Here is a 19,148-nt window from a genome sequence, read left to right as displayed (position 1 = left end):
GACCTGCCTGCCCTCGTCAGAAGACCTCCGCGTGGCATACGCTGCCGTTTCTCTCATCTGCCCTGACAGACCTTTTGGATGGCGGCGGTCACGGCCGAAACGGCCCCGCTCGCATCCACCGAGCGTAGCACGCCGCGATCTTGATAATAGTCCACCAGCGGCTTCGTTTCCGCGTGGTACGTCCGCAGCCTTTGCGAAACCACCTCCGGCTCGTCATCCTTGCGACGCGTCAGCGCCGTTCCGCAATCGTCACACCGACCCGCCGACGCCGGCGGGGAAAATTCCTCATGATAGATCCGGCCATCCTGCGGGCAGGACCAGCGGCCTGTCAGGCGCCGCGTCACTTCTTCATCCGCGATCTCCATGTTCACCACCACGTCGATCCGCCGATCCTTCGCCGCAAGGCGCTCATCCAGGCCCTCCGCCTGCGCCACCGTCCGCGGAAACCCGTCCAACAAAAACCCGCCGCCTGCGGGGATCCGGCCGATGTGCTCCGACATCATCGCCAGGATCAAGTCGTCGGGCACCAGGACGCCGCGATCCATATAGTCCTGCGCCTTCTGGCCGAGCGGCGTCTTCGCCTTGCGCTCCGCCCGGAGAATGTCGCCGCTCGACAGATGCACCAGGCTGAAAGCCTGCGCGATTCCCACCGCCTGCGTTCCCTTGCCGGCGCCCGGCGGGCCGAGGAGCACCACATTCACGCGTAAGCTCCCTTAATACGGGGGCCGCCGCCGCCCCCGTCAGGATCCAGGAATCCGCCGTAATTCCGCATCACCAGGTTCGCCTCGATCCGCTGCACCAGGTCCAACCCGACGCTCACGACAATCAGGAGGCCCGTCCCGCCCAAAAACGACGAAACGGCCATGGGAATGTCCATTGCCGACGCCATGATCTGCGGAATGATCGCGATCGCCGCCAGGAAGCCCGCCCCGACGTACGTGATCCGCGTCATGACCGTCTCAAGATAGTCCGCCGTCCGCTTGCCCGGACGAAGCCCGGGAATGAAGCTCCCGTAGTCCCGAAGCTGGTTGGCCATCTCCTTCGGCTGGAACTGCACCGTCGTCCAGAAGTACGCGAAGAAAAACACCAGGCCGATGTAGCTGATGGAGTACAGGAAGCTCGTCCGGTTGAATTCTGATGCCAGCATCTGCAAAAACCCGGTCGACTCAAACAACCGGGCGAGCCAGTCGAAGACCAGCCCCGGAAAGATCAAAAGGCTGCTGGCAAAGATAATCGGCATGACGCCGCCGTGATTGACCCGAAGTGGCAGGTAATGCCGCTGACCGCCCAACACCCGTCGGCCGCGCATCTGTTTGGCCTGTTGAATGGGGATCCGTCGCTGACCTTGCGTAATCAGGATCGACCCCGCGACGACGCCGACGAATGCCACCATCAGGAACACGATCTTGGCGGGCCCCATCTGCGCCTCGCCGCCCACGTCCATCGAAGCGTTGTCAATCACCCAGAACACGGCATTGGGAATCCGCGCTACGATGCCCGCCATGATGATCAGGCTCACACCGTTGCCGATCCCGTACTCGTCGATCTGCTCGCCGAGCCACATCAAGAACACCGTGCCTGCCGTCATCCCCGTCAGGCCGATCAGCCAGAACGAAAGCGTCGGCCCGAAGCTCGCCGAGAAGCTCGTGTAATCGCTGTACACGAGTTGGTTCCCCTGAATGTACTTCAGCCAGAACGCCCCCTGTATCACGCAGATGCCGACTGTGGCATAACGGGTATATTCCTGAATCTTCTTGCGGCCCGCCTCGCCCTCCTGCTTCAGCTTTTCCAGCGACGGAATCACCGTTCCCAGGAGCTGGAAAATAATCGACGCCGAGATATACGGCATGATTCCCAGTCCGAAGATCGTGCTCTGTTGCAGGTTGCCGCCCGTGAACATCGCGAACGCTTCGGTGAGCTGCTGGATGCCCGCTCCCCCCGCCCCGCCGCCCAGGCCGGCGAAGTGTTGCGTCAACTGATCCTGATCCACACCGGGCAGCGGAATGTAAAATCCGATTCGATAGACGCACAGCAGCCCCAGCGTGAACAGGATCTTGTTCCGCAGGTCCTTCACCTTGAAGATGTTCAGAAACGCCTTAAACACGTCGATCGATCATCCCGCTCGGCGGCTGCGACTCCCGCAGACCGGCCGGCCTAGTCTGGTTTCTTTTCCTTTTTCTTTTCCTTGCCGCCGCCCGCCTGACCCTCGGCCTCCGGCTTCTTTTTCGCCTTCGCCTTCTTGGGCGCCTCGGTCTCATCCTTGGCGCCGGCGTCTTTCGCCCCACCCTCGGCCTTGCCTTCCGTCTTGACCGGCGCCGGCTTCGGCCGCTTGATGAACTTCTTCTTCGGCTGCGGGCCGAGCCGCTTCAGGGTCCCGCCGCACGCCTCGATCTTCGCCGCCGCTTGCGCGCTGAAACGTTCCGCCTCCACGACCAGCTTCTTCTTGATCTCGCCGTCGCCGAGCACTTTCACCGGCCCCTTCGCGTCCCGAATCAGGCCAATCTCCGCAAGCGCCGCCGCCGTCACGTGACCGCCGCTCTCAAACCGCGACTCCAGGTCCGCCAGGTTGACAATCTGATATTCCGTCCGGAAGTTCTTGTTGTTGAACCCCACCTTCGGCAATCGCCGAAACAGCGGAAACACGCCGCCCTCGCCAATCAACCGGCCGCCCTGGGTCCCGCCGCTCCGCGCGCCCTGACCCTTGTGGCCGCGGCCCGACGTCTTGCCCCAGCCGCTCCCCTCGCCGCGCCCGACGCGCCGACGCTTCCGATGGGCGCCGACCTGGGTTGTCACTTCTGTGATGTTCATCGCGTCCTCTTGTGTGGCACCGGCTTATAGCCGGTGCGGCAGGTCGAGCCTTCGAGACCTGCCGATGTCACTAACCCGCTATGCTCACGCCCCGCAACTGCTCAATCATCGATCGATCCCGCAACGTCTCCAGCGCGTCAAACGTCGCCTTAACCAGGTTCTTGGGGCTCGTCGATCCGTACACCTTCGTCAGGCAATCATGGACGCCCGCCAGCTCCAACACCGCCCGAACGCTCGTCCCCGCGATCACGCCCGTTCCCTCGCTCGCCGGCAGGAGCCGCACCTTGCTCGATCCGAACCGCCCCATCACCGTATGCGGAATCGTCGACCCGCTCAGACGCACCGGTCGCATAGACCGCGTCGCCTGTTTGCGGCCCTTTTCGACCGCCGAGGGCACTTCGTTGGCCTTGCCGTAGCCGTACCCTACGCGGCCGTTCCGATCCCCCACCACCACCAGCGCCGCAAAGCTGAACCGTCGGCCGCCCTTGACCACTTTCGCGCAGCGATAAACCTTGACCACGTTGTCGTCGTACGACGGGCCTTCTTGCGCTTCCCCGCTTTGCTGCTGCCGGCCTCTACCCATTTTCGCCATCAATCACCCGGCCTTGTGTGGCACCGGCTAATTGCCGGTGCATTGCTTTACCCTTTAGGCATCCGCCTAAAATACCAATCCCGTCTTGCGAGCCGCGTCCGCCAGCGCCTTGATCCGCCCGTGATACCGCCGCCCATTCCGGTCGAACGCCACCTGCTTGATCCCGTGCATCACCGCCTGTTCCGCCAGGACCTGCCCCACCAGCGCCGCCGCCTTGCAATTCGCCCCGTTCGTCACCTGCCCAGACAGCGACTTCGTGTTCGTCCCCGCCGCGCAAAGCGTTCGTCCGGTCGTATCGTCCACCAGCTGCGCGCTGATGTGCCGCAGACTCCGGCTCACGGACAGTCGCGGCCGCTCCGGCGTCCCGAAGATCCGATGGCGAACGTGTCGCTTGCGCCGCTGCAATCTCGTCTTTTTCAATGCTCTTGCGTTCACAATCTCACCTTGGGCGATCAGCCGCCCGCCCCGCCGCCTGCGCCGGCGAAGGCCTTGCCCGCCTTCCGCTTGATCTGCTCACCCGCATAACGAACGCCCTTGCCCTTGTACGGCTCGGGGTGCCGAGCGTCCTTGATCGAACGCGCGAACTGACCCACCACCTGCTTGTCGATCCCCGTGACCGTCAGCTTCGCCGGCGTCTCATCGCCTTTCGTCGCCGGCACATCAATCGACACCTTGACCCCCGCCGGGATCTGCAGCGCGATCGGGTGCGAGTAACCCACCGTCAAATTCAGCGTCTGACCCGACACGGAGCAGCCGTAACCGGTCCCGTAAATCTCCATCTTCTCTTCGTAGCCCTGCGACACGCCGACGATCATGTTTTGAATCAACGCCCGCGTCGTCCCGTGCAGGGCACGATGCTTGGAGCTGTCCGACGCCCGCGTCACCTGGATCGAACTCGACCCGCCTGCCTGCGATACGCTGACCCCGGCCGCATGAGACCACGACAGCGTCCCCTTCGGGCCCGTCACGCTGACGGCGCTGCCCTTGACGTCCACCTTGACCCCGGTCGGCAAGGCAATCGGTTTTTTTCCAACACGTGACATCGTCGCTACCCTGTCTGGTACCGGCTAATCGCCGGTGACTAATACGCCGTGCAAATCAACTCGCCGCCGATCTTCTTCTCCCGGCACTTCCGATCGCTCATGACGCCGTGGCTCGTAGACAACACCGAGATGCCCATCCCGTTGAGCACCCGCGGAATCTCGTTCGCGCCCACGTACTTGCGGCATCCGACCTTGCTCTCCCGCCGAACGTGCGTCCACACCTGCTCGCCGCGCGGCCCATACTTAAGCGTCACGCGCAGCAGGTCCCGGCCGGCCGTGCCCGGAATCTTTTCAACCTCCGAAACGTACCCCTCCTCCTTGAACACGTTGCAGATGGCGATCTTCACGCGGCTGTACGGCAGCGTCACCTGCTTCGCATGATTGCGCAGGCCGTTCCGAAGCTGGGTCAATAAATCGGCGATCGGGTCACTCCACATGCTCGTTCTCTACCTCGCTTACCAGCTCGCCTTCCGTACGCCGGGGATCTTCCCTTCCAGCGCCAGGGACCGGAAACACAACCGGCACAACTTGAACTTCTTGTAAACCGCGCGCGACCGCCCGCACACCAGGCATCGCGTATAGCCGCGCACCGCGAATTTCGGCTTCGCCGCGGCCTTGATCCTCCAGCACTTTCTCGCCATCAACGACCTCGCGTGTGGCACCGGCTAATAGCCGGTGCAAATCCTCTTACAGGATAAACCTACGATTCCTTCTCATCCCGCCGGAACGGCATGCCCATCAGCATCAACAGCCGCCGGCTCTCCGCGTCGTTCCGCGCGCTCGTCACCAGGGTGATGTTCATCCCCTGCTGAAACTCCACCTTGTCCGCGTCCACTTCCGGAAACACCGTCTGTTCCGTCAGGCCCATGTTGTAGTTCCCGCGACCGTCGAAGCTGTTCGGGTTCAACCCCCGAAAGTCGCGAATACGCGGGATCGCGATGCTGATCACCCGGTCCAGAAATTCGTACATCCGCTGCCCGCGAAGCGTCACCATCACGCCGATCGGCATGTCCTCGCGCAGCTTGAAATTCGACACCGCCTTGCGGGCCCGGCAGACAACCGGCTTCTGGCCGGTGATCTGCGAAAGCTCTTTCTGGGCCGAGTCAATCCGCTTCTTTTCCGCGACCGCCTTGCCGACACCCATCGACACCACGATCTTTTCCAGTTTCGGTATCGAAAGCCGGTTCGTCCGTCCGAATTCCTTCTGCAGCTCCGGAAGAACCTGCGTCTTGTATTTCTCAAGTAGCCGAGCCATGTTCGTTACCCGCCGCGGCTGTTCGCGCCGCGCGCCTCGTCGTCCTTACTTCGCCGCCGCCTTCGCTTCTTCCAATGCCGTACCGCCCTTGCTCACCCGTCGCTTCCCCGTCACCTTCCCGCTCTTGTCCCGGTCAACCTCGAAGTGCACCCGGCTCCCCCGCCCGGTCTTCGGATCAACCGGCATGACGTTGGAGATATGCACCGGCGCCTCCTTGCGGATACGCCCGCCCTGCGGGTTCGTCCGGCTCGGCCGCAGGTGCCGGTAAACCAGGTTCACTCCCTCGATGAACACTCGGTTCTTCACCGGATCTACGCGCAGGACGCGCCCCTGCTCTCCCTTGTGATCGCCGGAGAGCACTTCAACTCGATCGTTCTTTCTGACCTTCGCCGCCATCATTCACCTATCGCCGCCCGAGGCCCTAAACGACCTCGGTGGCCAACGAAACGATCTTCATGAACCCCTTGTCCCGCAGCTCCCGGGCGACCGCCCCGAAAATGCGCGTCCCTTTGGGATTCTTTTCCTCGTCGATAATCACCGCCGCGTTGGTGTCGAACCGAACGTAGCTGCCGTCCGGCCGCCGCACCGGCGATCGAGTCCGCACGACCACGCACTTGACTTTTCGCCGGCTGCTCCGCTCTTTGCGGTTGTTGCCCACCAGGTAGTCGCTGTTCGGCAACGCCTTCTTCACCGTACACACCACAATGTCCCCGACGCTCGCCGTCCGCCGCGTGAACCGCTGCCGGCCCGTCGAGCCCCCCAACACGCGAATCACCATGGCCTGCTTGGCCCCGGTGTTGTCCGCGATATCCACTACGCTCTCGGCTTGAATCATCGTGCCAGCCTTGTGGCACCGGCTTTTAGCCGGTGCTCCTCACCGTATTCCTACGCCTTCCGTATCACCCGCGCCAGACGCCATGACTTCAGCTTCGAAATCGGCCGGCACTCCACGATCTCTACCCAGTCGCCCGCCTTCGCCTCGTTTTTCTCATCGTGCACGTGCAGCATGCCCCGCCGCTTCATGTACTTTCCGTACTTCGGGTGCTTCATCGACCGGTCGATCCGCACTTTGATCGTCTTGTCCTGATGATCCGACTCCACGATCGCCATCCGGCTGCGCCGCCCGCGCCGCTGGGCGTCTGCTGCCGTCGACGTTGATTGGGTGTCTTGAATGCTCGTCATCGTCCGCTCGATTCCCTGTCTGGTGCCGTTACGACTTCCTCGCCGTGCCCACCGATTCCAGGTGGTACTGCTTTTGCTCCACGTCTTTTTCGCCGCGCTCCTGAAGGACCGTAAAGATCCGGGCGATATTCGTCTGCGTCTTGCGAAGCTGCGACGGGTCTTCCAGCTTTTCCGTCACCCGCTGGCTGCGCAGATCGAACAGGTGCCGGCGCAGCCGGTCCAGCTCATTGTGCAGCTCGTCGGTCTTCAGTTCTCGCAAATCGCCGATCTTCATCTCGAATCACCGTCGCCTGAAAACCTACAACCCGTGTCGCCGCCGGACGAACCGGCAACGCTGCGGCATCTTCCGCGCCACCCGCGAAAGCGCCTGCCGCGCCACGTCTTCCTCGACTCCGCCGATCTCAAAAAGCACCGTCCCAGGCTTGACCACGGCGACCCAGTAATCCGGCTCGCCCTTGCCCTTGCCCATGCGCGTCTCCAGCGGCTTGCTCGACACGCTCTTGTGCGGAAATATCCGGATGATCACACGCCCCTGCCGCTGCAGATAATGCGACGCGCACATCCGCCCCGCCTCGATCTGCCGCCCCGATATCCAGCCCGCCTCCAGCGTCTGCAACCCGTACTCCCCGTACGACACCTTGTTGCCGCGCGTGGCATTCCCGCGCACCTTCCCTCGATGGTGCTTGCGAAACTTCACTCGTGCCGGCATCAATGCCATCTCATGCGCTCCCGCTTCGCTTGACTATTCCGCCCCGCCGCGCCGACGCCGACCGTCGCCGCCTTCGCCGCCCGCCGGCTCCACCGCCTGCTCCGCTTCCTTCAAATCCCGATATTCCCCCTTGTACAACCACACCCGAACGCCGATCGCCCCATACGTCGTAAACGCCTGGGCAAAACCGTAGTCCACGTTCGCCCGCAGAGTCTGCAACGGAATCGAGCCCAGCTTCTGCGTCTCCTGCCGCGACATCTCCGCCCCGCCCAGTCGCCCTTTGCAGATGATCTTGACCCCCAGCGCACCCGCCTGCATCGACGACTCGCAGTGCATCTTCATCACCCGCCGGAAGCTCGCCCGCTTCTTCAGCTGCTCGCAGATATCCAGGGAGATGAGCTGCGCGTTCAGATCCGGGTTCTTGATCTCCTTGATATTGACGGCCACCTTGCGGTCGATCAGCTCCTCCAGCTTCTCCCGCAGCTTGTCGACCTCCGCCCCCTTCGGGCCGATCACCATGCCCGGTCGCGCCGTCGCCAGAACCACCTTCACTTCGTTTCGCGTCCGCTCGATCTCCACCCCGGCGCATCCCGCGAACGGCGACGTCCGATTGAGTTGCACGTCGATCAGCTTCCGGATCTTCTCATCTTCAATGAGAAACTCGGCGTACGCCGCCTTTGGCGCGTACCAGCGCGACCGCCAGTCCTCAGTGACTCCGACGCGAAAACCGATTGGATGAACCTTTTGTCCCATACGCCGTTTTCTTTACTTTCTCGGGCCTTCGCCCACCGTCACCACGATGTGGCTCGTTCGTTTCAGGATCGAATGCGCCCGGCCGCGGTCCTTCGGCTGAAAGCGCTTGATCGTCGGGCCGCAATCGACCCGCGCCTCGTGGACGTACAACTTCTTGACGTTCCCTTCCTGCTCATCCGCGTCGGCCATTGCCGTTCGCAGAACCTTGTCCACCAGCGTGCACGCCCGCTTCTTCGTGTACTTCAAAAGCTCCAGCGCCTCGTCCACGTGCCGACCGGCGATGAGCTGTGTCACCAACCGCGCCTTCCGCGGGCTGATTCGTGCATATCGATGTGTCGATGTCCACGCTGCCATGACCAACCTTTGTGGCGCCGGCTAATAGCCGGTGCAAATCCAATCCCTACTTCTTCGCCGGGCCCGCAGGCGCTCCGCCGGCCGCCGCTTCCTCGGTCTTCCTGCCGCTGCCATGACCCTTCCAAATCCGGGTCAGGCTGAACTCGCCGAGCTTGTGCCCGACCATGTCTTCCGTCACGAACACCCGCTTGAAAATCTTGCCGTTGTGAACGTCGAACGACTTGCCCACGAACTCCGGCGGAATCGTGCACCGCCGCGCCCACGTCTTGATCGCCTCGTGGCTCCCGTCGCGCACCGCCCGCTCGACCTTCTCAAAAAGCCGCGGGTCCACAAACGGTCCCTTCTTTAAGCTGCGTCCCATGTTCGCTCTCTCATCAATCCGGCGACGCTCCGCCGGTGAATTCTGTTTACTTCTTCCGCGGCAGCGACACCTGTCCATACCGCCGGCTCTTCCGCCGCCGCAAAATCCGTCGATTCGAATTCAACCGCGGATTCCGCGTCCGCCCGCCCTTGGCTAACACGCCCGTCGGGCTGCACGGATGACGACCGCCGCCGCTTCGACCCTCGCCGCCGCCCAGGGGGTGCGCCACCGGGTTCTGCGCCGTCCCTCGCACGTGTGGTCGGCGACCCCGAAACCGACTGCGGCCGGCCTTGCCCCAACTGATATTCTTGTAGTCCACGTTGCCGAGCTGGCCGATCGTCGCCCGGCACTCCACGCGAACTTGCCGCATTTCCCCGGATGGCAGAATGATCGTCGCCCACAACGCCTCGCGGGCCGCCAGCTTCGCCGCGCCCCCCGCCGATCGAACGAGCTTTCCACCCTGCCCGGCGATCATCTCGATATTGTGTACGTCCATCCCCACCGGCACTTCCGCCAGCGGCATCGTGTAACCCAGCTTGGGCTCCACCCCCGAGCCGCTCATCACCTTGTCGCCCGCCTTCAGGCCGTTCGGCGCCAGGATGTAACGATGCTCCCCATCCGCGTAGCGCACCAGCGCGATAAAGCAGTTCCGGTTCGGGTCATACTCGATCGCTTCCACCGCCGCCGTCACCCCGTCCTTGTTCCGCTTGAAGTCGATCACCCGATACAGCTTCTTGTGCCCGCCGCCGCGAAACCGCGACGTCGTGAATCCCTGATTGTTGCGCCCCCCGGTCGAAACCATCGGCCGACACAGCGACTTGAACGGCCGCCGCTTGCGATCCGTCAACTCCGCGAAGTCGTTCACGCTGGACTGCCGTCGTCCCGCGGTCGTCTTCTTGTAGATCTTGATACCCATGGCTTATCCGTCGCTTCTTATAGCATCCGCCCTCTGTGGCGGACGGTGCTGTTTCCTAAAACAGGTCTATATGAAAATTCGGTTCCAATACCACCACGGCCTTCTTCCAGCCGCGAGTCAATCCCGTCTTGAAACGATACCGCCGCCGTTTCCCAGCGTGGACGCTCGTCCGCACATTGGCGACCTTCACGCTGTAAATCTTCTCAATCGCGTCCCGAATCTCGATCTTGTTCGCCCCGGGGTGGACCTCGAAACTGTACGCCCCGCCGCGGCCGGCGCGCGTCCGCGTCGCCCCGAACGACTGCTTGCTTTGGTGCGTGCCTTTCTCGGTCACGAGCGGCCGCCGGATCACATGGTAGATATCCATCGTCGCACCTAAACCTTCGCCGAACGGGCCGCCCCGCTCGGTTCCTTCCGAAACGCCGCGAAGGCCTCCGGCGTAAAGATCAGCCGCCGGGCCTTCATCACTTCATACGCGTTGATGTCGCCGACGCGCTTGATGTCGAAATTCGGGATGTTCCGCCCCGAGAGCAGCATATTGGCGTCGTCCGTCGCGTACGCCAGCAGCGCCCCGCGATCCGCCTTCGTCGCCTTCAGCATCTTGGACATCGTCGCCGTCTTCGGCGCGTCAAACTTGAGTCCATCGACGATCATCGCCGTCCCCGATATCGCCTTCGCCAGAATCGCCGAGTCTCGCGCCGCACGCCGCATCTTTCGCGACAGCTTCTTCGAAAAATCCCGGTTCACCTTCGCAAACGCATGACCGCCGCCCACGCGAACCGGCGTCCGTAGATTGCCCGCTCGCGCCCGGCCCGTCCCCTTCTGCCGGTACAGCTTTTTCGAAGAACCGTGGACCATCCCCCGACTCTTCGTCGTCACTGTCCCCTGCCGTTGATTGGCGCGGTACGTCACTACCGCCTGCTTGAGCAGGTCCAGTCGCACCTTCCCGCCGAGCGACGCCGGGTCGAGCTTCTCGCTCCCCACCTTCTCGCCCTTGATGTTCAGCACCGGTATCTCAATCATGACATTCGCAGCCAACAAAAAAGGCCGCGGCGTTTCCACGCCCGCGACCATTGTCTACTTGCCCTTCTTACTCGGGGCGCCCTTCGTCTTCGCCTGGTACACCACCACGTAACCGCCGTCCGGACCAGGAATCGCCCCCTCGATGAGCAGCAGATTTCGATCCTTGTCCACCGAGATCAGCTTCTGGTTTCGAACCGTAATTCGCTCATGGCCCATATGCCCCGGCATCTTCTTGCCCTTCTTGATGCATCGGCCGAAACCGCGATTACCGGAGGCCCCGATGCCGCCCGCCGACCGGTGCTTGCGCTCGGTCCCGTGCGTGGCCGGTTGCCCGCCGAAATGATGCCGCTTCATGACCCCCTGAAATCCCTTGCCGATGCTCGTCCCCACCACGTCGACGTACTTGATCTCTTGTTCGGAAAACACCTCGACGCTGATCTTTTCCCCGACCTTGCGCTCCGTCGGTTCGTGCAGCCGAATCTCCCGCACGAACTTCTGCGGCTTCGACTGTGCCTTCCGCGTATGGCCGATCTGCGGTCGTGTGCTTCGGCTGGCCTTGGCGTCCAGGAACCCGAGTTGCACCGCCTCGTAGCCGTCCGTCTCCTTCGTCTTCACTTGAAGGACCGGACAGGGACCTGCCTCCACCACCGTCACGGGCACGGAAGCGCCGTCCTCCGCGAACACGCGGGTCATGCCGACTTTTCTGCCTAAAATCGCTGCATTCATGATGGCAGGATATCCCTTACCATTCCGGTTGTTCCGTCGTGCGCGCGATACGTCTCACGCGCTGGGTTGTCTTAAAAGAGGGGTTCGACGAACTCGATACTCGGTTCGAGTGTCCGCTGACCGATGCGCGTCCGGTCTACGCCCTGATCTTTACAAAAACGCCCGCCGGCACCACCAGCCGGTTGAGGGCTTCCACCGTCCGAGCCGTCGGCTCGAAAATATCAATCACCCGCTTGTGCGTTCGCATCTCGAACTGCTCGCGGGACTTCTTATCGACGTGCGGGCTGCGCAAGACCGTGTACCGCTCGATCCGCGTCGGCAGCGGGATCGGTCCCCGCACCCGCGCATTCGTGCGCTTCGCGTGCTCCACAATCTCCCGCGCTGAGCCATCCAGCGCGCGATGATCGTAGGCTTCCATTCGAATGCGAATTCGATCGAGTGCCACGGCTTAAACCTGTCCGCCAGCGCCAGTTCCTGCTGCCCGACGCCGGGCAAGGCAAGACCAGACAGCGTACCACGCCCGCTGCCGATGTCAAGGTGCCCCCGCTCTTAAAGCACTGGCCCCCGAGAGGGAGAGGAGCCCTGGAAGGCGATGCCATCCTAACCATCGTCGCCACAATATCTTGCGACATTCCCAGGCTACCTCAGCCCACTCCCGTTTTAGAGGGAGCGCTGAGCAGGGATAGAGAGTGTAGTCAGGAAAAAAGAGGAGGCCACCGTAGCGTTACCCGCTGTGGGTGACGAAGCGGCCCGGCTGGGCAAAGGTACGCCAAGTCGATCCCGGCGCGCCGGGAGAAACCAGCCACCCTCGCCTCACTGACCTCTGATCACTGGCCCCGGAGATTCCGCGCCGACGCGCCCAATTTCAGGAACTTCAGGAGTTTTCAAGCGCCATTTCTCGCGAGGTTGAATTTCCATGCCCGATACCATTGCCGAACTCTGCGAAGCCGTCGAAAAGTCCGACAGCAAATCCTCACTCTTCAAAAAGGCCGACGCCGAACTCCGCGCCAAATTGGTCGAAGCCCTCATCCGCAAAAACCCCTGGACCTACCACGACTGTTTCCAGCACTTCGAACTGGATCGCCTCGGAATCAGCTTCACCGCCTTTTATTACTGGGCCCGCCGCGTCCGCCGTTCTGCTGCCCTCATCGAAATGGCCCGCTCCTGCGATGCCGAACAGGACCCCGTCGAACTCGTCCCCCGCGTCCTCGCCTTCCGCCTCCTCGACGCCAGCCTCGACGACGACGCCGGTCTCACCGCCCTCAACCGCCTCACTCGAATTTACCAGGCCGCCAGCAACGTCGAAATCGCCCGCCGCCGAATGGAGAACGCCTCGCAAAAAGCCGATGCCGCCAAGACGCGCAGCGAAAACAACGACCTGTCGCGCCTCTGCAAGATCGCCGCGCACCTCCAGCGCAAAGACCTCCGCGCCGAATCCGAAAAACTCCGGGAGGGCGAGGCTCCCGCCGAGCCGCTTCCTGATATCTCAAATCCCCCGGCCCCGACCGTCCCAAATCCAGTCCATCGTAATCCTGTCGCTTCGGTCGCTTCCCCTTCGCCCATTCCGCATTCCGCATTCCCACTTCCGCATTCCCTCCCCGACCCCCTCGCCCCGCGCCTCGATCTCGCCGATCTCCCCGACCCCGACCCCCGCCGCGAAGCCCTTCGCCGGCGAATCTTGGCCGACTTCGATCCCGGCGCCTTCCTCAACTCAAGTTAGGAATCTCGCCGAAGACGGAAAAAGGTTCTCGCCGCCGAAGGGCGAACACTTGTCGCCCCCCGCCGCCCCATACTTCCCATTCTTCCCATGAATCCCATCGCCTCATGGCCAATCGCTCATTCGATGTACCCATGTTTGCGCAAAAGCTCCTGCTGCAATCCCGGCGGCATCGGCTCATACGCCAGCGGCTCCATCGAATGTCCCGCCCGTCCCTGCGACAGCGTCCGCAGTTTCGTCGCGTACTGAAACAATTCCGAAAGCGGCGCCTGCGCATGGATCACGCGTTGCCTGCCCCGCATCTCCGTATCCTGAATCAGCCCCCGCCGCGCGCTGATGTCCCCGCTGACAGCCCCGAAGTACTCGTCCGGCACCGTCACCTGCAGCTTCATGATCGGTTCGAGCAGCACTGGCCCCGCTTTCTTCATCGCCTCTTCTATCGCCAGCCGCCCCGCGTTCTCAAACGCCAGCTCCGAACTGTCCACGTCGTGTTCCTTCCCGTCCAGCAGCGTCGCCCGCACGTTCAGCACCTCGTACCCCGCCAGCACCCCCATCTGCATCCCCTCTCGCGCCCCGCGCTCCACGGCGTTCACGAACTCCCGCCGCACCGCCCCCCCGGTCGTCGCATCCACAAACTCAAACGCGTCGTGTCCCTTTTCCACCGCGATCGGCTCGACCCGCAGCGTCACCACCGCGTACTGCCCACGCCCGCCGGTCTGCCGAATGAACCGTGCCTCCGCCTCCGCGGCGTGCGTGATCGCCTCCCGATACGCCACCAGCGGTCGCCCTACGCTCACCGGCACGCGATAATCGTGCTCCAGCCGGTAGGTCAGCACCTCCAGGTGCAGCTCGCCCATCCCGCTGATAATCGTCTGCCCCGTCTCCGCGTCGATCCCATAGCGAAACGTCGGATCCTGCCGGGCCATCTTGGCCAGCACCTCCCCCATCGCCTCCTTGTCCTTCGTGTTCTTTGGCTCGACCGACACGCTGATGACCGGCGTGGGGAACTCGATCCGCTCCAGGACGATCGGCGCCCGCGCGTCGCAGAGCGTGTGCCCCGTCAGCGCCTCCTTCAGCCCGACGCCCGCGACGATATCGCCCGCCGACGCCTCGTCGATCTGCTCGCGCCGCTTCGCGAACATGCGGAACATCCGGCTGAGGTTTTCCTTGTTACCCGTATTCGCGTTGAACACCCGCGAGCCACTCTTGAGAAATCCGCTGTAAATCCGCAGGTAATACAAATCCAGCGGCTTCTCCGCCACGATTTTGAACACCATCGCCGCAAACGGCTCATCCCGCGACGGCTTCCTTGCAACCTTCGTCGGATCATCCGGCGACACCACCCCATCCACCGGCGGTCGCTCGACCGGCGACGGGAGATAGTCCACGACGCCGTCCAGCAGCGGTTGGACGCCGGTGTTCTTCAGCGCCGATCCGCAGAAGACCGGGTGCAGCTTCCCCGCGATCGTCGCCCGCCGCAGCGCCGCCTTGATCTCCGCCTCGCCCAGCGCCTCCTCCTCGAGGTACTTGTGCATCAATCCGTCGTCCGTCTCGGACACTTTCTCTTCCAGATGATGTCGCCAATGTCGCACTTCTTCCGAGAGCGACTCGGGAATCTCCTCCTCCGTGACAATGGTTCCCTGCGGACCCGTGAAGCGCAGCGCCTTCATCGTCAGCAGATCGATCACCCCCGAAAACGTCGACTCGGCCCCGATCGGAATCTGCACCGGCACCGGATGCGCCTCCAGGCGCTTCTCGGTCGACGCCACGGACATGAAAAAATCCGCCCCGATCTTGTCCATCTTGTTGACGAAGAAAAGACAGGGAACGTGGTACTTCCGCGCCTGCCGCCACACCGTCTCCGACTGCGCCTCCACGCCCTCCTTCGCGTCGAACACGACGACCGCCCCATCGAGTACGCGCAGGCTCCGCTCGACCTCCGCCGTAAAATCGACGTGCCCCGGCGTGTCAATCAGATTGATCCGATGGTCCTTCCACGGACAGGTCACCGCCGCGCTGAAGATCGTGATCCCGCGGTTCTGCTCCTGCTCGTCGAAATCCGTGGTGGTCGTCCCGTCATCGACCTCCCCCATCCGATGCGTCCGGCCCGTATAGAACAGGATGCGTTCGGTCGTGGTCGTCTTCCCCGCGTCGATATGTGCCGCAATCCCGATGTTGCGTACCCTGGCCAGGGCCGAGGGTCTGCCGCTATCGCTCCCGTCCGAGGTTTCCGACATGAACAACCTACCCGCCTGACATCGACCCACCCGCCTTACCGTCCCGTCAATCGGCGGCAAGGGCTGCAAAGTATATCGCGCCGGCCTGCGAAAAAAGCGCGCAAAAAAAACGCCGCGAGGACAACCCTCGCGGCGTTTGAAATGCGAAAGTGTAGTAAACCGAACTTAGCGAACGCGGCGTCGCAGGCCGATCAACAGGCCGCCGACCAGCAAACCAATCGTCGCCGGCTCAGGGGTGATGCTGACCGTCAAAAGATAATCGCCGTTTTGAGTGTGACCGGTGCCGTTAAAATCAGAATCGAGAAAACCCGTAACGCCGACTTGGTACGTCTGCGATACCAGGCTCAAAAACCGGATCGTCGATCCGCGGTTTGAACCCGTACCATTGACGTGATTCCCGGCATCGTCGTTGGTGGAACCCGGGATCAGGGCGGGATTAAACATAGCGAGAAGCGTGTCAGGAACGCTGCCGAACGGGCTCAGCGGAGTCGTGGTCGCGGTCAGGATGCATCCCGCCGGGATGAAGACGCTGTAGAAGTCGACGTTGCCGGCAGCCAATGTGCCGAATCCAACGTCCGCGCTGAGGGTACAGGTCGGGGTGTTGAAATCACCATCATCGCTGATCAACGGATCCGCCGTTCCAGTGGTGTCATTCGGCTCCGAATCGAAACCAATGAAAACCGCGTTAGCGGGGCTAACCGCCAACAAAACCAATCCCGTAATAAGTGCTGTGATTCGCATTTCATCTCCTCCGTTACTGGTTACGCCTTTTCCGTGGGGCGTAGATAGCTTCTTTTCCAGTGCCTGTGCACTGCCTCGAACTCAACTGGTACGTTACCAGAACCTGCCCCCCAAGTCAACCCTTCTTGATAACGATTTCTCTTTTTTTTGAGCATTTTTCCGGGACCATTTAACCTCTTTGCCAACGATTCAAAGGTTAAGTAACATACTAAATATAAACAACTTACGCGCTGTCCGATATGCTCCGTTTTGCCCGGCGCGCCTCACGCCGGCATCCCCGCCAACCCCTTCGGATCGAATTAAGCCGACCGATTCGGACCCGAAACCTGACCTTCGAGACTGGTTGTACCGTTATCAGCCGCGGGTGCTTCTGCACACCCCTCCATGTGATAAAAACACCAAAAAGGCGGTGTCTCGCACATGCCCATTCGGCAGATCACTCATAGAATCCGATCTCATGTCCGCCCTTGCCTTTTTCGTGATGACCGTCTTATCAACCGCGCAACCGCCACAGGAAGCAACTCCACCTTCCACAATCGAACAAATCAAGAACACCTGCCGGCAACAGGCTGCGGCGCACAAGTCACTCGCCGCCAATATCACCATTTCCACGGACTTGTTCGCAAGCAATGCCCAAATTCGGTCCCACGCCACCGGAACCTACGAACACCTCCGCAGCAAAGGACGACTCCTGTTTCGGGTCGATCTGAAGAACGCTGTCACGCAGACCGCCGCCGGCAGGACCGCCGTGGTCGACCAGACCATTCAGACGGTTTCCGACGGCAAGTACGCCTACACGATCAGCACCACCGCCGGCCAGCCTCCCTCCGCCACCCGTGCCCAGCCCATGCCCAGTCAGACGGTGCTCGCGGACGAGGCCTTCTTTGCGAGCCTTGAGCGCGATTTTAACTTCCGGATTCTTCCCGATGCGAACATCGAATCACACGAGGTTTGGGTCCTCGAAACCGTTCCCAAGACCCGTGCCCCCGGTAGACCGGCCAAAACGATCTACTATCTGACCAAGGAGTCCGGCATCCGCATTCGTAGCACCGGACACGATGCCACGGGCAAACGAATCCAACTAACCGAATTGACCGACATCAAGCTCGACCCTCCACTCAAGCCCGAACGGTTTGTCTTCAAGCCCCCTCCCGGCGTCCCCGTCGTCGATCTCAGCGAATCGAAGTAACCACCCCTTCTGCCGCAGCATCTCAAGAGAGTCCAGAGAGTCCTCGATCATGCCGCTGCGCCGCGTCTTTTCGATCATCGTCTTGATTAGTTCCTTAAGCGGCTGCGCGGCCCCCATCCAATCGCCCGACCTCGGTGAACTCTACCGCCGCGCCGCCCGCGAACACGACGAGGAACGCCATCCCGTCATCGTCATCCCCGGCATCCTCGGCTCCAAACTCACCCAGGGCGGTACCGACCGAATCGTCTGGGGCGCGTTCGCCGGCGGTTACGCCGACCCGCGCACTCCCGACGGCGCTCGCCTCTTCGCCCTCCCGATGCAAAAAGATTACGACCTTTCGAACCTGCGCGACGACGTGGTCCCGAACGGCGTCCTCGACCGAGTCCGGCTCAACCTCCTCGGTCTTCCTCTGGAACTCAACGCCTACGTCAACATCCTCGCCACCCTCGGCGTAGGCGGCTATCGCGATGAATTGCTCGGCAAGGCCGGCGCCATCGACTACGGTCAGGATCACTACACCTGCTTCCAGTTCGACTACGACTGGCGGCGCGACAACGTCGAGAACGCCCGCCGCCTGCACGATTTCATCCGTGAGCGCCGCGGCTACGTCGAAGAAGCCCTCAATCGCCGCTACGGTCGCAAGCCCCGCGAAGTAAAATTCGACATCGTCGCCCACTCCATGGGCGGGCTCATCGCCCGCTACTTCCTTCAATATGGCAACGCTGACTTGCCTGCCGACGGCGCGGCGCCACTCATTACCTGGGCTGGCGCGAAGTACGTCCGTCGCGCCATCATCATCGGCACCCCCAACGCCGGCTCCGCCGAGGCCCTCAAGGAACTCGTCGACGGCGCGCACTTCGGCCCGACGCTCCCGACCTATGAACCCGCCGTCCTCGGCACGATGCCCTCGGTTTATCAATTGCTCCCGCGCTCGCGCCATGGCGCACTCGTCGACGCCGCCGATTCCAGCAAGACCTACGATATGTTCGACCCGGCCCTCTGGGAGAAAATGGGTTGGGGCCTCGCCTCCCGCAAACAAGCCCGCGTCTTAGAGAATCTCCTCCCTGAAATCGCCGACGCCGACGCACGCCGCAGCATCGCCCTCGACCATCAGACCAAGTGCCTTCGCCGCGCTGCCGCCTTTCACGCGGCGCTTGACGCACCCGCCAAGCCGCCTTCCGGCTTGTCGCTTCTCCTATACGCCGGAGACGCCGTACCCACTCTCGCCGCCCTATCTGTCGACACGCAATCCGGAAAACTCCGCGACGCCCTTTGGGCGGAGGGCGACGGAACCGTCCTGCGGACCAGCGCCCTCATGGACGAGCGCGTCGGCCGGACCTGGACGGCCGGACTCGTCTCCCCGATCCGCTGGACCCAGGTTACTTTCCTCTTAGCGAACCACCTCGGTATGACCAAGGACCCGATTTTCAGTGACAATGTGCTATTCACGCTCCTCGAAGACCGCGGTTGATTCGATTCGTATCGGGCGAATCCCGCTGATCGCCGTCGTCGGTACTCCGTCCTTGTGCAAGCACGGACCTT

The 19,148-nt window shown here is 62.4% G+C and carries 26 protein-coding genes and 1 pseudogene; 3 read left to right on the top strand and 24 right to left on the bottom strand.

The annotated features are described in order from the left end of the window. Positions 1-53: 53 nt before the first annotated feature. The 22 genes and pseudogenes from VJZ71_14720 to rpsJ form a co-directional block, all read right to left on the bottom strand. The gene (locus VJZ71_14720) at positions 54-701 is read right to left on the bottom strand and encodes an adenylate kinase (GenBank protein HKQ49321.1); all 648 of its coding nucleotides are present in this window, start codon (positions 699-701) and stop codon (positions 54-56) included. Next, entirely contained in the window at positions 698-2,104 is a 1,407-nt protein-coding gene (gene secY, locus VJZ71_14715; protein ID HKQ49320.1) for a preprotein translocase subunit SecY, read from the bottom strand. The genes VJZ71_14720 and secY overlap by 4 nt, the downstream gene beginning before the upstream one ends. 254 nt (positions 2,105-2,358) lie before the next feature. After that, positions 2,359-2,808: pseudogene (gene rplO / locus VJZ71_14710) on the bottom strand (50S ribosomal protein L15). 70 nt (positions 2,809-2,878) lie between these two features. Next, complete coding sequence (gene rpsE, locus VJZ71_14705; protein ID HKQ49319.1) at positions 2,879-3,391, bottom strand: 30S ribosomal protein S5; 513 nt, start codon at positions 3,389-3,391, stop codon at positions 2,879-2,881. Between the two features lie 75 nt (positions 3,392-3,466). Beyond that, positions 3,467-3,835, bottom strand: coding sequence for a 50S ribosomal protein L18 (rplR, locus tag VJZ71_14700; GenBank protein ID HKQ49318.1), 369 nt, complete (start codon positions 3,833-3,835; stop codon positions 3,467-3,469). A gap of 17 nt (positions 3,836-3,852) precedes the next feature. Beyond that, positions 3,853-4,443 carry a 50S ribosomal protein L6 gene (gene rplF, locus VJZ71_14695; GenBank protein HKQ49317.1) on the bottom strand — a complete coding sequence of 197 codons (591 nt, stop codon included), beginning with the start codon at positions 4,441-4,443 and terminating at the stop codon, positions 3,853-3,855. Positions 4,444-4,481: 38 nt separating this feature from the next. Continuing rightward, the gene (gene rpsH, locus VJZ71_14690) at positions 4,482-4,880 is read right to left on the bottom strand and encodes a 30S ribosomal protein S8 (GenBank protein ID HKQ49316.1); all 399 of its coding nucleotides are present in this window, start codon (positions 4,878-4,880) and stop codon (positions 4,482-4,484) included. An 18-nt stretch (positions 4,881-4,898) separates the two neighbouring features. Then, positions 4,899-5,084 carry a type Z 30S ribosomal protein S14 gene (locus tag VJZ71_14685; GenBank protein ID HKQ49315.1) on the bottom strand — a complete coding sequence of 62 codons (186 nt, stop codon included), beginning with the start codon at positions 5,082-5,084 and terminating at the stop codon, positions 4,899-4,901. A 59-nt stretch (positions 5,085-5,143) separates the two neighbouring features. Continuing rightward, positions 5,144-5,698 (bottom strand): 50S ribosomal protein L5, encoded by a 555-nt coding sequence (rplE, locus tag VJZ71_14680; protein ID HKQ49314.1) that lies wholly within the window; start codon positions 5,696-5,698, stop codon positions 5,144-5,146. Positions 5,699-5,743: 45 nt separating this feature from the next. Beyond that, a complete protein-coding gene (gene rplX, locus VJZ71_14675; GenBank protein ID HKQ49313.1) occupies positions 5,744-6,094 on the bottom strand; it encodes a 50S ribosomal protein L24 in 351 nt (116 codons plus the stop codon). Between the two features lie 25 nt (positions 6,095-6,119). Beyond that, on the bottom strand, positions 6,120-6,533 hold the full coding sequence (gene rplN, locus VJZ71_14670; protein HKQ49312.1) for a 50S ribosomal protein L14: 414 nt from the start codon (positions 6,531-6,533) through the stop codon (positions 6,120-6,122). 50 nt (positions 6,534-6,583) lie between these two features. Beyond that, positions 6,584-6,808, bottom strand: coding sequence for a 30S ribosomal protein S17 (rpsQ, locus tag VJZ71_14665; protein ID HKQ49311.1), 225 nt, complete (start codon positions 6,806-6,808; stop codon positions 6,584-6,586). A 100-nt stretch (positions 6,809-6,908) separates the two neighbouring features. Beyond that, complete coding sequence (rpmC, locus tag VJZ71_14660) at positions 6,909-7,154, bottom strand: 50S ribosomal protein L29 (protein ID HKQ49310.1); 246 nt, start codon at positions 7,152-7,154, stop codon at positions 6,909-6,911. Between the two features lie 24 nt (positions 7,155-7,178). Then, complete coding sequence (gene rplP / locus VJZ71_14655) at positions 7,179-7,598, bottom strand: 50S ribosomal protein L16 (GenBank protein ID HKQ49309.1); 420 nt, start codon at positions 7,596-7,598, stop codon at positions 7,179-7,181. Positions 7,599-7,622: 24 nt separating this feature from the next. Next, on the bottom strand, positions 7,623-8,342 hold the full coding sequence (rpsC, locus tag VJZ71_14650; GenBank protein HKQ49308.1) for a 30S ribosomal protein S3: 720 nt from the start codon (positions 8,340-8,342) through the stop codon (positions 7,623-7,625). Positions 8,343-8,354: 12 nt separating this feature from the next. Next, complete coding sequence (rplV, locus tag VJZ71_14645) at positions 8,355-8,696, bottom strand: 50S ribosomal protein L22 (GenBank protein ID HKQ49307.1); 342 nt, start codon at positions 8,694-8,696, stop codon at positions 8,355-8,357. 46 nt (positions 8,697-8,742) lie between these two features. Next, the gene (rpsS, locus tag VJZ71_14640) at positions 8,743-9,057 is read right to left on the bottom strand and encodes a 30S ribosomal protein S19 (protein ID HKQ49306.1); all 315 of its coding nucleotides are present in this window, start codon (positions 9,055-9,057) and stop codon (positions 8,743-8,745) included. Positions 9,058-9,103: 46 nt separating this feature from the next. After that, complete coding sequence (gene rplB, locus VJZ71_14635; protein ID HKQ49305.1) at positions 9,104-9,973, bottom strand: 50S ribosomal protein L2; 870 nt, start codon at positions 9,971-9,973, stop codon at positions 9,104-9,106. A gap of 55 nt (positions 9,974-10,028) precedes the next feature. After that, positions 10,029-10,340, bottom strand: coding sequence for a 50S ribosomal protein L23 (gene rplW, locus VJZ71_14630; protein ID HKQ49304.1), 312 nt, complete (start codon positions 10,338-10,340; stop codon positions 10,029-10,031). A gap of 8 nt (positions 10,341-10,348) precedes the next feature. After that, positions 10,349-10,996, bottom strand: a complete 648-nt coding sequence (rplD, locus tag VJZ71_14625) for a 50S ribosomal protein L4 (protein ID HKQ49303.1) — start codon at positions 10,994-10,996, stop codon at positions 10,349-10,351. A gap of 54 nt (positions 10,997-11,050) precedes the next feature. Next, positions 11,051-11,722: a 50S ribosomal protein L3 gene (gene rplC, locus VJZ71_14620; GenBank protein ID HKQ49302.1), complete on the bottom strand. Its 672-nt coding sequence runs from the start codon at positions 11,720-11,722 to the stop codon at positions 11,051-11,053. A gap of 136 nt (positions 11,723-11,858) precedes the next feature. Next, positions 11,859-12,167 (bottom strand): 30S ribosomal protein S10, encoded by a 309-nt coding sequence (gene rpsJ, locus VJZ71_14615; protein HKQ49301.1) that lies wholly within the window; start codon positions 12,165-12,167, stop codon positions 11,859-11,861. A gap of 471 nt (positions 12,168-12,638) precedes the next feature. Between rpsJ and VJZ71_14610 the strand changes: the two genes are divergently transcribed. Next, positions 12,639-13,442 carry a hypothetical protein gene (locus tag VJZ71_14610; GenBank protein HKQ49300.1) on the top strand — a complete coding sequence of 268 codons (804 nt, stop codon included), beginning with the start codon at positions 12,639-12,641 and terminating at the stop codon, positions 13,440-13,442. A 116-nt stretch (positions 13,443-13,558) separates the two neighbouring features. Here the strand turns inward: VJZ71_14610 and fusA are convergent, their stop codons facing one another. Both fusA and VJZ71_14600 read right to left on the bottom strand, forming a co-directional pair. Continuing rightward, positions 13,559-15,676, bottom strand: coding sequence for an elongation factor G (fusA, locus tag VJZ71_14605; protein HKQ49299.1), 2,118 nt, complete (start codon positions 15,674-15,676; stop codon positions 13,559-13,561). 165 nt (positions 15,677-15,841) lie between these two features. Further along, entirely contained in the window at positions 15,842-16,417 is a 576-nt protein-coding gene (locus tag VJZ71_14600; GenBank protein HKQ49298.1) for a PEP-CTERM sorting domain-containing protein, read from the bottom strand. A gap of 457 nt (positions 16,418-16,874) precedes the next feature. Here VJZ71_14600 and VJZ71_14595 point away from each other — a divergent pair, with 457 nt between their 5' ends. Together VJZ71_14595 and VJZ71_14590 are read left to right on the top strand one after the other, a co-directional pair. After that, the gene (locus VJZ71_14595) at positions 16,875-17,606 is read left to right on the top strand and encodes a hypothetical protein (GenBank protein ID HKQ49297.1); all 732 of its coding nucleotides are present in this window, start codon (positions 16,875-16,877) and stop codon (positions 17,604-17,606) included. A gap of 49 nt (positions 17,607-17,655) precedes the next feature. Further along, positions 17,656-19,077 carry a hypothetical protein gene (locus VJZ71_14590; protein HKQ49296.1) on the top strand — a complete coding sequence of 474 codons (1,422 nt, stop codon included), beginning with the start codon at positions 17,656-17,658 and terminating at the stop codon, positions 19,075-19,077. Positions 19,078-19,148 lie beyond the last annotated feature (71 nt).

This window comes from Phycisphaerae bacterium (assembly GCA_035275405.1).
Classification (GTDB): domain Bacteria; phylum Planctomycetota; class Phycisphaerae; order UBA1845; family UTPLA1; genus DATEMU01.
The sequence above is the reverse complement of the archived record's forward strand: the minus strand, read 5'-3'. Positions and strand labels throughout refer to the sequence as shown.